The sequence below is a fragment of the Nocardioides sp. AE5 genome (assembly GCF_031844485.1).
In the GTDB taxonomy this organism is placed as follows: Bacteria; Actinomycetota; Actinomycetes; order Propionibacteriales; family Nocardioidaceae; genus Nocardioides.
On sequence record NZ_JAUZVI010000005.1, the window covers coordinates 26,428 to 40,204 of the forward strand.

The following is a 13,777-nucleotide window of genomic DNA, read 5'->3' on the forward strand; positions in this document are numbered from 1 at the left end:
GCTAGCTGGTTCCGGCCTTGTACCCCACACCACGCACGGTGACGACGATCTCGGGACTCTCCGGGTCATGCTCGACCTTGGAGCGCAACCGCTGCACGTGCACGTTGACCAGGCGGGTGTCCGCGGCGTGGCGGTAGCCCCACACCTGCTCCAGCAACACTTCCCGGGTGAAGACCTGCCACGGCTTGCGCGCCAGGCAGACCAGCAGGTCGAACTCGAGCGGGGTCAGGTTGATCGGCGTGTCACCCCGATAGACAGCGTGCCCGGTCACGTCGATGCTCAGGTCGCCGATGGTCAGGCCCTCGGCACCGGGCGTGTCCGCGCGGCGTACCCGCGCCCGGATCCGGGCAACGAGTTCCTTGGGCTTGAACGGCTTGACGACGTAGTCGTCGGCCCCGGATTCGAGGCCGACGACGACGTCGACGGTGTCGCCCTTGGCGGTGAGCATCACGATCGGGACACCGGACTCGGCGCGGATCTGCTTGCACACGTCGATGCCGTCCTTGCCGGGCAGCATCAGGTCGAGCAGGACCACGTCGGGCCGGTAGTCACGGAACGCCTGCATCGCGGTGTCCCCACGGGGACACACGCGCGCATCGAATCCCTCCTGGGCCAGCACAATGGTGAGCATCTCCGCCAGCGACGCGTCGTCGTCCACGACGAGGACACGTCCGTGGGTGCCGAAGTCCGATGCTGCTCCACTCATGCCGAGCCCCTCTCCCCGAGCGCCGTTCGCGTGCGACTCAGTAGCGGTAGTGGTCCGCCTTGTACGGACCCTCGATCGGCACGCCCAGATAGTCGGCCTGCGCCTGGCTGAGCTCGGTCAACTCGACCCCGAGGGCGTCCAGGTGCAGGCGGGCGACCTCCTCGTCCAGATGCTTGGGCAGCACGTAGACCCCGACCGGGTATTCAGCCGTCTTGGTGAAGATCTCGATCTGGGCCAGCACCTGGTTGGTGAACGAGTTCGACATCACGAACGACGGGTGGCCGGTGGCGTTGCCCAGGTTGAGCAGGCGCCCCTCGGAGAGGACGATGATCTTCTTGCCGTCAGGGAAGATCCACTGGTGCACCTGCGGCTTGATCTCGTCCTTGACGATGCCGGGGATCCGGGCCAGGCCGGCCATGTCGATCTCGTTGTCGAAGTGGCCGATGTTGCCGACGATGGCCTGGTTCTTCATCTTCTCGAAGTGCTCGACCCGGATGATGTCGAAGTTCCCGGTGGTGGTGACGAAGATGTCAGCGGTCTCCACCACGGACTCGAGGCGGCGCACCTCGAAGCCGTCCATCGCGGCCTGCAGTGCGCAGATCGGATCGATCTCGGTGACGATGACCCGGGCGCCCTGGCCACGCAGCGACTCCGCGGACCCCTTGCCCACGTCGCCATAGCCACACACCACGGCCACCTTGCCGCCGATCATCACGTCGGTGGCCCGGTTGATGCCGTCGACCAGGGAGTGGCGGCAGCCGTACTTGTTGTCGAACTTGGACTTGGTCACCGAGTCGTTGACGTTGATCGCCGGGAAGAGCAGCGAGCCCTCCTTGAAGCGGTCATAGAGGCGCAGCACACCGGTGGTGGTCTCCTCGGAAACACCCTTGATGTCGTTGGCGATGTTGGTCCACCGCGACGGGTTGTTCGCCAGCGAACGCCCCAGGACGCGGAGCACCTCCTTGAACTCCTCGTTCTCGGTGGTCTCCGGCCCGGGCACCGCGCCGGCCTTCTCGAACTCGACGCCCTTGTGGACGAGCAGGGTGATGTCACCGCCGTCGTCGAGGAGCATGTTCGGTCCGACCGGGTTGCCGTCGGCGTCGGTGAAGTCGAAGACCTGCTCGGCAAGGTCCCAGTATTCGGCCAGGGTCTCGCCCTTCCAGGCGAAGACGGGGGTGCCCTTGGGGTCCTCGACGGTGCCACCGGAGGCGGGCGGGCCGACGACAATGGCCGCGGCAGCGTGGTCCTGGGTGGAGAAGATGTTGCAGGAGGCCCAGCGTACGTCGGCCCCGAGCGCGACCAGGGTCTCGATCAGGACACCGGTCTGGATGGTCATGTGCAGTGAGCCGGCAATGCGTGCGCCAGCCAGCGGCTTCGTATCGCCGTAGCGCTCGCGCAGGGCCATCAGGCCGGGCATCTCGTGCTCGGCGAGGGACAGTTCCTTGCGTCCGTACTCGGCCAGGGTCAGGTCTGCGACCTTGTAATCCATCGAATGATCCTCAACGTCTTGACTGCATCCGCGGCTGCATCTGCATCTCTTCGGGATCCCCCGCGCGGACGTGAGCCAGCCTACAAGTCAGCGGCACGGGCGGGAGAATCTTCGTCGTCATGTCCCGCCACGTGCCCGAACGGCAGGAAGTGGACCACACCGGCCACGGCGGTGCCCACGACCAGCCCGGCCACTGCCGAGCCAGCCGTGTTGGTGCACCAGCCGAGGATGCCTCCGAGCGCCCCCGTGGCGGCAGCCACCTCGACCTCCAGGTGGTGCACCAGTGCGTACGGCGCATGCCAGCCGAGGTCGTCCACGCCGACCAGCAGGATGTGGCCACCCACCCACAGCATCGCGACCGTGCCGACGGCGCCGATCACGGCGAGCAGGCCCGGCATCGCCGCAACCATGCCCCGGCCGAGTCGGCGCAGGGCGCCCGAGCCGCTCTCGGCCAGGCGCAGCCCGACGTCGTCCATCTTCACGATGAGCGCGACCACGCCATAGACCAGTGCGGTGATGCCCAGGGCAACGACGACCAGGATCAACGCCCGGGCCACGAACGGCTGGTCGACGACCTCGTTCAGCGCGATCACCATGATCTCGGCCGACAGGATCAGGTCGGTCCGGATCGCTCCGGAGACCATCACCTTCTCCTGCTCGGCGCCGATCCGGCTGGCTCGGTCCTCGGTGGCCGCGTGGGAGCCGAAGAGCTTCTCGATGATCTTCTCGGCGCCCTCGAAGCAGAGATAGGCACCGCCCAGCATCAGGATCGGGGTGAGCAACCAGCCCGCGAACTGGCTCAGCAGCAGCGCCACCGGCAAGATGATCAGCAACTTGTTGCGGATCGAGCCGACCGCGATCCGCTTGATGATCGGGAGCTCCCGCTCAGCAGCCAGGCCGGCGACGTACTGCGGGGTCACCGCGGTGTCGTCCACCACCACTCCGGCCGCCTTGACGCTGGCCCGACCCGCAGCCGCGCCGATGTCGTCGACCGAGGCCGCGGCCAGGCGGGCCAGCGCAGCCACGTCGTCCAGGAGTGCGAAGAGTCCGCCACTCATTCCTCGACCAGCCCGAGCTGAAGGTAGGCCGCAGCATAACGGCCCGTGGCGAGCAGCCATGCATAGCGCCCCACTTCGCTGGCGGCCTCGGCGACCAGCGATTCCACCCGCACGCCCCGGCGCTCGGCGGCGGCGACCAGCCGGCCGCGCTGCTCGCGCACGAGTGCGTCATCGGCGCCGTCGTCCAGGACCACCAGGACCGTGCGCGGCTCCCCCGCGTCGTCGGCGAACGGGTCGTCGAACACGTTGCGAGGACGGGCCGCCTCGATCACCGGCAACAAGTGCTCCGCATCGCCCGCCAGTGCGCCACGACCCGATGCCCGGCGGAACGACTCGGCCACCCGGCGCGCGGCACGCGCCGCCAGCACCGAGCCACCCCAGACCACCGGGTTGGCATCAGCCAGGGCGATCGCAAGCATCTTGGCCGGGTTGACCGCCAGGTCGCGGTGCGGCGAACAGGCGACCGCGACCGCATCCAGGGCACCCGCCACCTCGTCGGCCTCCGACGCCGGGCCCAGGCCCAGGCGGTGCAGGAAGTCCAGCATCACCACGGCATTGGCCAACTGGTCACCGGAGTCGATCGGCAACAGCGTGGTCCACCGACCCCCCGCATGCTCGGCCACCATCGAACCGGGCTGGCACGCCACCACCACCTGGCAGCCACGGCGCACCGCCTCGGCCAGGGCAGATGCCGCGGCAGGATCGGAACGCTCCGGGGCCAGGACGACGACCAGGTCCATGCTCCCCGCCCAGCCGGGCAACCCGGCACCGGGCCAGGCAACGAAGGGCACCGGGCACCACGGCTCGAGCACTGCGCGGAGCAGCCGGGAGTCCGGGCCGGCCGCGATCACGGCCCGGGGGCGTGACTCCTGTGCTGATGCCAGGGCCGCCCCGACCGCCTCGGCGGCGTCCGAGGACGCCTTGCGGACCCGCGCACCGGAACCGGCCAGTTCGCGGAGCAGGCCATCCACGCTGGCCAGTGCTGCCTCGTCATCGAGGCGCGATTCGTCGAACCAGGTGCCCATCAGGCCGGCTTGCGTGCCTCGTCGACGAGGAGGACCGGGATGTTGTCCCGGACCGGATAGGCCAGCCCGCAGCCCTGGCAGACCAGTTCGGCCGAGACCAGGGCGAGCTCGCCGTGGCACTGCGGGCACACGATGATCTCCAGCAGCTTCTCGTCGAGGGCTACGTCGCGGTTCTCCGATGTGCTGCTCACTGGTCGCTCCTGATCACGTTGAGTACGTCGTCGCGGATCCGTTCCATGGTCGCGGCGTCCGAGCCCTCGGCGTTGAGCCGCAGCAGCGGCTCGGTGTTCGAGGCACGCACATTGAACCACCAGTCCTCGTGCGAGACGGTCAGCCCGTCGAGGTGGTCGATCGCAACCCCCGACGCGGCGGACCACTCGCGCTCCAGCGTGGCCAGGACGGCCGACTGGTCCTCGACGGTGGAGTTGATCTCCCCGGAGGAGGCGAACCGGACATATTCCGCCATCAGGTCGGAGAGTGGCCGCTCGGTCGAGGCCAGGGCAGCCATGGCATGCAGCGCGGCCAGCATCCCCGAGTCGGCCCGCCAGAAGTCACGGAAGTAGAAGTGCCCGCTGTGCTCACCACCGAAGATGGCATCGGTCTCCGCCATCGTCGCCTTGATGAAGGAGTGGCCCACCCGGGTCCGGACCGGAGTGCCGCCCAGTTCGGCGACGACCTGCTCCACCGAACGGGAGGTGATCAGGTTGTGGATGATCGTGGCACCCGGTTCACGGGCCAGTTCCCGGGCCGCGATCAGTGCGGTCAGCGTCGACGGCGAGACCAACGCACCACGCTCGTCGACCAGGAAGCACCGGTCGGCGTCCCCGTCGAAGGCGAGGCCGATGTCGGCCTGCTCGGCCAGCACCCGCTGCTGCAGGTCGACCAGGTTGGCCGGCTCGATCGGGTTCGCCTCGTGGTTGGGGAATGTCCCGTCCAGTTCGAAGTACATCTCGATGAGCTCGACCGCGTCGCCCAGCCGCTCGAAGACTGCCGGTGCGGTCAGCCCAGCCATCCCGTTGCCTGCGTCGACGACGACCTTGAGCCTGCGCCCGCGCACCGGGGCCAGGGAGAGGAGGTGGTCGGCATAGTCCGCCAGCACGTCGGTCTCGGTGATCGTGCCGGTCTTCTCGCCCACCACCTCGGTGGCGACCGCGTCCCGGATCTCCATCAGGCCGCTCTCCGCGCCGATCGGCGCGGCGCCGGGCCGGCACATCTTGATCCCGTTGTACGCCGCCGGGTTGTGGCTGGCGGTGAACATCGCACCGGCATGGCCCAGGTGGCCGGAAGCGAAGTAGAGCTGGTCGGTGGAAGCCAGGCCGATCATCACCACGTCCGCACCAGCGCCGGCAGCGCCCTCGGCGAAGGCCGCAGCGAGTCCCGGCGAGGAGGGGCGCATGTCGTGGCCGACCACGACCGTCGGGGCGCCGGTGATGCTGACGAAGGCTCCCCCGATCCGGCGGGCGAGCGGCTCGTCGATCTGGTCGCCCACCGTGCCGCGGACGTCGTACGCCTTGAAGATCGCGTGCAGGTTGGCGGGGTCGAGGGTGTTCACGTCAGGCATGGGGGCGAGCCTAGCGCCACCTCCACCGCACTCCTCGGATCAGTCGGTGCTGACTTCGACTGACGTCCTGCGAGGCTTGGCTCCGGCGCGTCTCGTTCCTCGACGCACCTCTGCCGCACTCCTCGGATCAGTCGGTGCTGATCGCGCGCAGGTGGCCGCGGCGCGTCGTCACCCGTCCCGACTCCGCAGCCAGGCCAGCGGGGGCCGGTTGCTCCGGCACCGGACGGGCCGCCTCCCGGACCGCATCCGCCAGCGCCAGCAGGTCGTCGCTGGTCGGTTCCAGCGTCGACGGGTCCGCGGCCAGCCGGAGCACGTCCCAGCCGCGCGGCGCGCTGAGCCGTTCGCTGTGCGCCTCGCAGAGGTCGTAGGCGTGCGGCTCCGCGTAGGTGGCCAGGGGTCCGAGCACGGCCGTCTGGTCGGCGTACACGTAGGTCAACGTGTTCACCGCAGGACGGCCACAGGCCGTACGCGAGCAACGACGTGCAGGATTCACGGACCAGACGGTACTCCGCCGAGCGAGGAGTTCGGTTTAGGCTCGCTGGAGGCACCGGATGGCGGGAGGGAACAGGCGTGGCACGAGCACGGGATCGACACGGTCGCGGCCCCCGTGGCCCCGAGATCCTGCCGCCGCGCTCCCCCGGCGGGCTGCGGGCCCGTCGGCGCCCGACCCGCCGCGAGCGCTTCGACGCGCTGGTCCTCGGCGTGGTCGCCGAGATCGAGGAACGCTGGCAGCGTCATCTGGGCCTGGTCGAGTACGCCGTCGAGGACACCCCACTGGTCCCGGACGACTGGGACGATGACTCCGTCCCGCTCTCCTCGCTGATCCGGCAGCCCGGGCACGGCGGCACCCGCCTGGTCGTCTTCCGGCGCCCGATCGAGCACCGGTGCTCCACGCGCGAGGAGCTGGAGGCGCTGGTGCTCACCGTGATCGTCGAGCAGGTGGCCGAGCTGCTGGGCCTTCCCGCGGAGCGGATCGACCCCCGCTATCCCCGCGACGAGGACTGAGCCTCAGCCCACCTGGCCGTCGAGGGTGATGTCCAGCTTGAGTTCCTCGTTGCCGCGTTGCACCGTGAGGGTGACCGTGTCGCCGGGCACGTGGGAGCGGATCGCGACGATCAACGACGGGCTGTCCGGCACGATGCGGTCGTTCAGGGCCGTCACGATGTCGTCCTTGCGCAACCCGGCATCCTCGGCCGGCTGGCCGTCCATCACTTCAACGATCAGGGCACCGCGCCCGTCCTCGTCGCTCTGCACCCGCGCCCCGATCACCGGATATTGCGCTTCTCCGTCGCGCAGGATCTGGTCGGCGGTCACCTTGACCTGTTCGATCGGGATGGCGAAGCCGACACCGATGTTGCCTGCCTCGCCGCCGAGTGACCCGCCGGTGGTGGCGATCGCCGAGTTGACGCCGATCACCTCGCCCTTGAGGTTCACCAGCGGCCCTCCGGAGTTGCCCGGGTTGATCGCGGCATCGGTCTGCACGGCGTTGATGTAGGACTGGTCGTCGGCTCCGCTGCCCGTGGTGACCGGACGGTCCAGCGCCGAGACGATCCCCGACGTCACGGTCCGGTCCAGGCCCAGCGGCGAACCGATCGCGACCACGACGTCACCGACGTTCAGCGCCTTGGAGGAGCCCAGCGCAGCGGGCTGGACGCCCTCGGCGTCCTCGACGTAGAGGATGGCCAGGTCATAGACGGCGCTGCGGCCGACGACGGTGGCCTTGTAGCGCTTGTAGTCCTTGTCGACGACCTGGATCGTGCCGCCATCGGCCGCGTCGGCGATCACGTGGTTGTTGGTCACCACGTGTCCCTCGGCATCGAGGAAGAAGCCGGATCCAGTGGCGCCACTGCCGCTCTTGGACTCGGCGAGGATCTGCACCGTGCTCGGATCCATCGTCTGTGCCACCGCGGCGACCGAGCCGTTCTCCGGCAGCGGCGCGTCGTTGACCGTGGTGACATCGGCCAGTCCGCCCGAGGTCCGGCCATCAGGAGTCCGGGAGTCCTGGATGCTGTCCACGATGACGGCGCCGAGCATGCCGCCGAGCAATCCGATCACCAGCGTGCAGGCGCACGCGGCTGGCCAGAACCAACCGGGCATCCGGGCGCGGCGGCCGGTCGCGGCGTGGCTGGTCGGCGGGGCGGTGCGCCCGGCCTGTTGGTACGCCGTCCCCTGCTGGTACGTCGTCGCCGAGGGGTAGTTCCCGGTCCCGTAGGTCCCGCCTCCATAGGTGCCGACGCCGTACGGCGGTTGCGGTCCAGCCCCCGTCGGGGCCCAGGTGTCGGCAGGGCGACCAGCCGGGACCGCGTCGGGCGCCGGCGGCGGGAACGACTGCGTGGCGGAGTCCTCGACCACCGGATCGAGTGGAAGCGTGTGCTCGGGCCCGCTGGGCGCGTCGTCCTCGGGACGGGGGCGTTCTTCGTCGTTCACTCGCTGATCCTCAACCATCCGGGGAAGTCATGCTCGGTCGTCGTCGGTGTCGCGGCGGGTCGCGTGGCGACCACACCGACCGGTTGCGCTGGCTGTGGCGCCGCGGGGGCTTCGGTCAAGCGGCTGACCGAGGTCGCCGGTCCACGCCTGTCGGGGGTGGGGCCGGTGGCCGGGAGGGCCAGGGCAAGTACGCCGATCATCGCAGCGCCGACAGAGCCGGCCCCCAGGACAGCGACCGCCACCGGGTGGCGGCGTACCGCCGAGGTGCCCAGGCAATCCTCGGCCGGCGCGGCGCACCTCGACTCGGGATGCCGCAGCGCTGAAGCCAGATCACTGGGAGTGGGCGGAGTGCACGCGTCCTGGCGCAGGCCGGCCAGGCGCGTCTTGACCCAGCCCTCCCGCGCGATCGCATCCGAGCACCTCTCGCACCGCACGGCATGGGCCCACAGTCGCTCCGCCTCCCCGGGCGGCAACTGGCCGTCGACCAGGGCACTCACCCTGCTCCCGATGTGGCCGATCATTGCCCTGCTCCCGTGGTCAGCCCGGTGGTCTCCGCTGGTCCGTTGAAGCGCTGCCTCCCGGGCGAGGGCGCGCGGTGGGCCAATGCCTCCCGGAGCATCGCACGACCGCGGTGGATCCGCGACCTGACCGTGCCGATCTTTGCGCCGAGGATCTCGGAGATCTCGTCATAGGAGAGTCCTTCTACGTCGCAGAGCACGACGGCGGCCCGGAAGTCGGGCGGCAGCATGGCGAGCGCCTGCTCGATGTCGTCGTCGAAGTTCTGGGCATCGAAGACGTCCTGCGGAAGGCCCCGGGCCGAGGGCATCCGGGAGGCGCGTTCGTCGGTGAGGAAGTCGAAGCGGATCCGCTGCCGGCGCCGGGCGCCGTCGAGGAAGAGGTTGGTGGTGATCCGGTGGAGCCAGCCCTCGAACGTGCCCGGGCTGTAGCCGTCCAGGGAGCGGAAGACGCGGACGAAGACGTCCTGGGTGAGGTCCTCGGCATCGGACCGGTTGCCGGTCAGCCGATAGGCGAGGCGGAAGACCCGCTCGGAGTGGTCGGCGACGATCTCGTCCCAACTCGGCACCGCTGTTGCCACGGCCGTCGACGCTGGCTCGCCCACTGCACCCTCCTTCGCATGAAGCAGTCTCACTGCCTGACTCCTCCTCACGCTAGGGAAAGGGACTGAGAGGAACCTGAGCATCTCCATCGCAACGGCTTTGAGTTCCAGGCAGGCCGGTCGACAACTGTCCCGCGACCTGTGACTCTCCGCAACACCGAGTGGTGTCGTGATGTTCCCGTCCGAGGAGGAATTTCCCGGTGCGCTTGGTCGCGGCGCAGCGTCGCAGGCGTTGTAGGGTCACAGCGTCGGTGTCGCACGAGCACAGGAGGCTGTCATCACCACCCCCATCAAGCCCGCCAGTTGGACCTATGCGGAGGAGTTCGTGGGCGAGGACGAGATCCTCACTGCGGCCCGGGCACGCGCCGAGGAGGTCGGCGTGGTGCCGATCGGTTCCGGCGTCGGCGCCTCCCTGCGCTTCCTTGCCTCCGTCCTGGACGCCCGTGCCGTGGTGGAGATCGGCACCGGCACCGGCGTCTCCGGCCTGTGGCTGCTGCGCGGCATGCGCGCGGACGGCGTGCTGACCACCGTCGACATCGAGACCGAGCACCAGCGACTGGCCAAGCAGGGCTTCACCGAGGCCGGCATCCCCGCCCAGCGGGCCCGGACCATCCCCGGCGCCGCGCTCGACGTCCTGCCGCGCCTCACCGACGGCCACTACGACCTGGTCTTCTGCGACGGGGACAAGCGGGAGTACGCCGACTACCTGAAGGAGGCGTTGCGCCTGCTCCGCCCCGGCGGTGTGGTCGCCTTCGACAACGCGCTGTGGCACGACCGGGTCGCGGACCCCGCCCAGCGTGACGAGGAAACCGTGGCGATCCGTGAGCTCGGCAAGGCCGTGCTTGAGGCCGAAGGCCTGGTCCCCCTGCTCCTGCCGGTCGGTGACGGACTGCTCGCCGTGAAGAAGGAATGGGTCCCCGAGGGCTGACGGAGCCGAGCCTGGCAGGACCTCAGCTGCGCTTGCCGACGCCCGCCAGGGGGTTGGCGGACCCCAGCCACTCCAGCAGGAGCCTGGCCCCGAAACCGGTGGGTCCGGCGGTCCATTCGTCGTCGTCCTGCGGGGCATCCCCGACGGAGGCGACGTCCAGGTGCAGCCACGGGACATCGCCCGTGAAGTGCTGCAGGAACAGTGCGGCCGTGATCGCGCCGGGACTGCCGGCGCCGTTGTCGCCGTCGGCGACCTTCGACTCGACCCGGGCCTCGTAGTCGTCGGCCAGTGGCATCCGCCACAGCCGCTCCCCCGAGGCGGCGCTGGCCGCATCGATCAAGGTGGCCAGGGCCTCGTGGTTGGCGAAGTAGCCACCCGTACGCAGGCCGAGCGCTACCTTCATCGCACCCGTCAGGGTGGCCACGTCGACCAGTGCGTCGGGCTTCACCTTCTCCACCGCCAGGGCAAGGGCGTCGGCCATCACCAGGCGGCCCTCGGCATCGGTGTTGGTCACCTCGGTGGTGCGCCCGCCATAGTGGGTGATCACGTCACCGGGGCGATAGGAGGAGCCGCTGATCGCGTTCTCCGCTGCCGCCACGAAGGCGGTGACCCGCACCGGGCATTCGACTGCCGCCAGGGCAGCCATCGTTGCAATCACCACGGCGCCGCCGGTCATATCGCGCTTCATCGTCGACATCGACTCGCCCGGCTTGATCGAGAGCCCTCCGGTGTCGAAGGTGATCCCCTTGCCGACGAGCGCGATGTGTCCCTTGCCGCGGGCCACCTTGCGCGAGGGCGTGTAGTCGATGCGGATCAGTCGTGGCGGGGTCGCTGACGCGGCACCGACGGCGAGGATCCCGCCGAATCCCTCGGCACGCAACTGGGCCTCGTCACGGACGCTGACCTTGAGTCCGCTCCCCGAGGCGAGTTGCTGCGCCTGATCGGCGAGCCAGGCCGGGTTCTTCAGGTTCGACGGCACCGTGGCCAGCAAACGTGCAGTCCAGCTTGCGTTCGCGATCGCGACTGCGCGGTCCAGGTCGGGCTGCAGTTGCGCGGAGCCCGCCACCACGACGTTGCGGACAGGCTGCGCCTGCGCACCGTCCTTGCGCCAGTGGAACGCGAAGGAGCCCAGGGTCAGTCCGGTGACGAAGGCCGCCAGTGCATCGACACCACCGACAGAGGCGACCGTGCTGACCAGGAGTTGTTCGTCGCGCACCGCACGCCCCAGGTGGGCGCCGGCACGGCGTACCTCTGCGGCACTGCCCTGGCCCACTCCGACCAGGACCAACCGGCTCCAGCGGGGGTGTCCGAGCAGGACGTGCTCGTGCACCTCGCCGGCCTTCCCCGTGGCGCCGAAGCGCTCCAGGAGTTCGACCAGGTCGAGGCCGAGGTCTTCGCTGAGCCGGACCGCACCGGGTCCGAGCAGCGGGGAGCCGTGATCGCCGGACAGCACCGGCACGGCAACGGCGCAGGCGCCGTCGGCACCAGCGGAGAGGTCGTCGAACGGCGTCTCGCTGAGTGTGTACGCCGGGGGTTCGACCTGCTCGGGCAGGACGGGTGGGGGTGCCTGGAAAGTCACCCGATCAGCCGACGACGTCCTTGAGGGCGTCACCGAGGGCAGTCGCTTCATCGGCCTTCAACTCGACCACGAGGCGGCCACCACCTTCGAGCGGAACGCGCATCACGATGCCGCGTCCCTCCTTGGTGACCTCCAACGGACCGTCGCCGGTTCGTGGCTTCATCGCCGCCATCAGCGCACCTCTTCCTGTATCCATCCGCGCCCTGTGACGCCGTTCTCGTCCATTATCCCCCATCGACCCACATCCCCGGAAACCGCATGCGTCGCACAGTGCTGGCAGACTCCACACATGCGCGCGCGGTCAGCACTCTTCGATGTGTACGGCGACCTGCTGCGCACGCGGGGCAACCAGGCTCCGGTGGCTGACCTGGTCCGGCTCCTGGATCCAGTCGGGATCTCGGCACCAGCGGTGCGCACTGCCATTTCCCGCATCGTGGGCGAGGGATGGCTCGAACCCGTGCAGATCGGCAATGGTCGCGGCTATCGGGCGACGGAGCGCGGCATCGCCCGGCTCGAGGCGGCCCGCCAGCGCATCTACCGGCTGCGCGACCGCGCCTGGGACGGTCGGTGGCGCCTGGTGCTGCTCGACCCGATTCGTGACCGGCGCCTGCGCGACCGGGTGCACACCACCCTGGGCTGGATGGGGCTCGCCGAGCTCAGCGATGGCCTCTGGGTGAGCCCGTGGCCGCAACCTGACCTCCCCGCCTACCTCGAGCGCGAAGGAGCCAGCGCAGCGCACACCGAGGCCGGCAGCTTCACCCCTGCCGAGCGTCCCGTGGCCGGCTGGGACCTGCCTGCGCTGGGCCGGGAGTACGCCGCATGGCTGGCGCGGGTGCGTGACGACGTACCGCCGGAGTCCGGGGACCCCGACCGTGACGAGTTCGCCCAGCGCTTCCACCTGGTCCACGAGTGGCGCAAGTTCCTCTTCCGCGACCCGGGCCTGCCGGCCGAGCTGCTCCCGGCCGACTTCCCCGGCTTCGAGGCCGCGACCCACTTCCATGCCGAGGCCGACCGGCTCCGCCCGGGCGCCGAGCGCTTCGTCGATCGCATCCTGTCCTGAGCACCGAACCGAAGGAGTCACCATGTCCACCCAGCCCGTCCTCTCCGAGACCGTCGATGGCGTCACCACGATCACCCTGAACCGGCCCGAGGCGATGAACGGCCTCTCGATCGCCACCAAGGAAGCGCTCCTCGCGGCCGTCACCGAGGCCGCGAACGACGACGCGGTCCGCTGCGTCGTGCTGACCGGGACCGGGCGCGCATTCTGCGTCGGCCAGGACCTCAAGGAGCACGTGACCCTGCTCGAGGCGGGTGACACGGACGCGCTCTTCACCACCGTGGACAAGCACTACAACCCGATCGTCACCCTGCTCGCGACCATGCACAAGCCGGTGATCGCAGCAGTCCAGGGGGTGGCTGCCGGGGCCGGTGCGAGCCTGGCGTTCGCCTGTGACTTCCGGATCCTCAGCGAAGCCGCCGGGTTCAACCTGGCCTTCACCGGGGTCGCGCTCTCCTGCGACACCGGCGCGTCGTGGACCCTGCCGCGCCTGGTCGGGCAGGCGAAGGCGATGGAACTGCTCTACTTCCCCAGCACGCTCTCGGCTGCCGAGTCACTGGACCTGGGGCTGGCCACGAAGGTCGTCCCGGCTGACTCCTTCGACGCGGAGGTCACGGCGCTGGCCGGTCGCCTGGCCTCGGGCCCGACCCAGTCGTACGGCGCGATCCGGCGCTCGGTGGCGAACTCTGCCGGAGCCTCCTTCACCGACGCGATCGCCTTCGAGAGCGCGATGATGACCCACACCGGCGCCACCGAGGACCACCGCACCGCGGTCGCGGCGTTCCTTGCCAAGGAGAAGCCCGTCTTCCGGGGACGCTGAGCGCTCCGCT

16 protein-coding genes are annotated in these 13,777 nt (G+C 69.7%); 4 read left to right on the forward strand and 12 right to left on the reverse strand.

The genetic code is table 11. The annotated features are described in order from the left end of the window. Position 1: 1 nt before the first annotated feature. From mtrA to Q9R27_RS09090, 7 genes are all read right to left on the reverse strand, one after another. Entirely contained in the window at positions 2–706 is a 705-nt protein-coding gene (gene mtrA / locus Q9R27_RS09060) for an MtrAB system response regulator MtrA (RefSeq protein ID WP_311252047.1), read from the reverse strand. A gap of 37 nt (positions 707–743) precedes the next feature. Beyond that, positions 744–2,195, reverse strand: a complete 1,452-nt coding sequence (gene ahcY, locus Q9R27_RS09065; RefSeq protein ID WP_311252048.1) for an adenosylhomocysteinase — start codon at positions 2,193–2,195, stop codon at positions 744–746. Between the two features lie 80 nt (positions 2,196–2,275). Continuing rightward, positions 2,276–3,253, reverse strand: coding sequence for a DUF808 domain-containing protein (locus tag Q9R27_RS09070; RefSeq protein ID WP_311252049.1), 978 nt, complete (start codon positions 3,251–3,253; stop codon positions 2,276–2,278). Beyond that, on the reverse strand, positions 3,250–4,278 hold the full coding sequence (locus tag Q9R27_RS09075) for an SIS domain-containing protein (protein WP_311252050.1): 1,029 nt from the start codon (positions 4,276–4,278) through the stop codon (positions 3,250–3,252). The genes Q9R27_RS09070 and Q9R27_RS09075 overlap by 4 nt, the downstream gene beginning before the upstream one ends. Next, positions 4,278–4,469 carry a Trm112 family protein gene (locus Q9R27_RS09080; RefSeq protein WP_311252051.1) on the reverse strand — a complete coding sequence of 64 codons (192 nt, stop codon included), beginning with the start codon at positions 4,467–4,469 and terminating at the stop codon, positions 4,278–4,280. Before Q9R27_RS09080 ends, Q9R27_RS09075 begins: the two co-directional genes overlap by 1 nt. Continuing rightward, a complete protein-coding gene (locus tag Q9R27_RS09085) occupies positions 4,466–5,839 on the reverse strand; it encodes a phosphomannomutase/phosphoglucomutase (protein WP_311252052.1) in 1,374 nt (457 codons plus the stop codon). The genes Q9R27_RS09080 and Q9R27_RS09085 overlap by 4 nt, the downstream gene beginning before the upstream one ends. A gap of 127 nt (positions 5,840–5,966) precedes the next feature. Then, positions 5,967–6,332, reverse strand: coding sequence for a DUF3499 domain-containing protein (locus Q9R27_RS09090; RefSeq protein ID WP_311252053.1), 366 nt, complete (start codon positions 6,330–6,332; stop codon positions 5,967–5,969). Positions 6,333–6,409: 77 nt separating this feature from the next. On the opposite strand from Q9R27_RS09090, the gene Q9R27_RS09095 reads away from it, so the two are divergent. Continuing rightward, on the forward strand, positions 6,410–6,844 hold the full coding sequence (locus Q9R27_RS09095) for a metallopeptidase family protein (RefSeq protein WP_311252054.1): 435 nt from the start codon (positions 6,410–6,412) through the stop codon (positions 6,842–6,844). A 3-nt stretch (positions 6,845–6,847) separates the two neighbouring features. On the opposite strand, the gene Q9R27_RS09100 is transcribed toward Q9R27_RS09095, so the two are convergent. From Q9R27_RS09100 to sigE, 3 genes are read right to left on the reverse strand one after another with little or no spacing between them, the layout of a single operon-like run. After that, the gene (locus Q9R27_RS09100; protein ID WP_311252055.1) at positions 6,848–8,266 is read right to left on the reverse strand and encodes a trypsin-like peptidase domain-containing protein; all 1,419 of its coding nucleotides are present in this window, start codon (positions 8,264–8,266) and stop codon (positions 6,848–6,850) included. Next, a complete protein-coding gene (locus Q9R27_RS09105; protein WP_311252056.1) occupies positions 8,263–8,787 on the reverse strand; it encodes a zf-HC2 domain-containing protein in 525 nt (174 codons plus the stop codon). Before Q9R27_RS09105 ends, Q9R27_RS09100 begins: the two co-directional genes overlap by 4 nt. After that, on the reverse strand, positions 8,784–9,386 hold the full coding sequence (sigE, locus tag Q9R27_RS09110) for an RNA polymerase sigma factor SigE (protein WP_311252057.1): 603 nt from the start codon (positions 9,384–9,386) through the stop codon (positions 8,784–8,786). Before sigE ends, Q9R27_RS09105 begins: the two co-directional genes overlap by 4 nt. 322 nt (positions 9,387–9,708) lie before the next feature. Here sigE and Q9R27_RS09115 point away from each other — a divergent pair, with 322 nt between their 5' ends. Next, the gene (locus tag Q9R27_RS09115) at positions 9,709–10,311 is read left to right on the forward strand and encodes an O-methyltransferase (protein ID WP_311252058.1); all 603 of its coding nucleotides are present in this window, start codon (positions 9,709–9,711) and stop codon (positions 10,309–10,311) included. Positions 10,312–10,333: 22 nt separating this feature from the next. Here Q9R27_RS09115 and Q9R27_RS09120 read toward each other — a convergent pair whose 3' ends face one another. Both Q9R27_RS09120 and Q9R27_RS09125 read right to left on the reverse strand, forming a co-directional pair. Then, positions 10,334–11,890 carry a leucyl aminopeptidase family protein gene (locus tag Q9R27_RS09120; protein ID WP_311252059.1) on the reverse strand — a complete coding sequence of 519 codons (1,557 nt, stop codon included), beginning with the start codon at positions 11,888–11,890 and terminating at the stop codon, positions 10,334–10,336. 4 nt (positions 11,891–11,894) lie between these two features. Next, entirely contained in the window at positions 11,895–12,062 is a 168-nt protein-coding gene (locus Q9R27_RS09125; protein WP_311252060.1) for a DUF3117 domain-containing protein, read from the reverse strand. Between the two features lie 117 nt (positions 12,063–12,179). Here Q9R27_RS09125 and Q9R27_RS09130 point away from each other — a divergent pair, with 117 nt between their 5' ends. After that, positions 12,180–12,950, forward strand: a complete 771-nt coding sequence (locus Q9R27_RS09130; RefSeq protein ID WP_311252061.1) for a PaaX family transcriptional regulator C-terminal domain-containing protein — start codon at positions 12,180–12,182, stop codon at positions 12,948–12,950. 22 nt (positions 12,951–12,972) lie between these two features. Further along, positions 12,973–13,767: an enoyl-CoA hydratase-related protein gene (locus tag Q9R27_RS09135; protein WP_311252062.1), complete on the forward strand. Its 795-nt coding sequence runs from the start codon at positions 12,973–12,975 to the stop codon at positions 13,765–13,767. Positions 13,768–13,777 lie beyond the last annotated feature (10 nt).

Bases quoted from the DNA above. Each gene is read 5' to 3' on its own strand.
- mtrA (WP_311252047.1), bottom strand. From the start codon at position 706: ATGAGTGGAGCAGCATCGGACTTCGGCACCCACGGACGTGTCCTCGTC.
- ahcY (WP_311252048.1), bottom strand. From the start codon at position 2,195: ATGGATTACAAGGTCGCAGACCTGACCCTGGCCGAGTACGGACGCAAG.
- Q9R27_RS09070 (WP_311252049.1), bottom strand. From the start codon at position 3,253: ATGAGTGGCGGACTCTTCGCACTCCTGGACGACGTGGCTGCGCTGGCC.
- Q9R27_RS09075 (WP_311252050.1), bottom strand. From the start codon at position 4,278: ATGGGCACCTGGTTCGACGAATCGCGCCTCGATGACGAGGCAGCACTG.
- Q9R27_RS09085 (WP_311252052.1), bottom strand. From the start codon at position 5,839: ATGCCTGACGTGAACACCCTCGACCCCGCCAACCTGCACGCGATCTTC.
- Q9R27_RS09105 (WP_311252056.1), bottom strand. From the start codon at position 8,787: ATGATCGGCCACATCGGGAGCAGGGTGAGTGCCCTGGTCGACGGCCAG.
- Q9R27_RS09125 (WP_311252060.1), bottom strand. From the start codon at position 12,062: ATGGCGGCGATGAAGCCACGAACCGGCGACGGTCCGTTGGAGGTCACC.
- Q9R27_RS09130 (WP_311252061.1), top strand. From the start codon at position 12,180: ATGCGCGCGCGGTCAGCACTCTTCGATGTGTACGGCGACCTGCTGCGC.
- Q9R27_RS09135 (WP_311252062.1), top strand. From the start codon at position 12,973: ATGTCCACCCAGCCCGTCCTCTCCGAGACCGTCGATGGCGTCACCACG.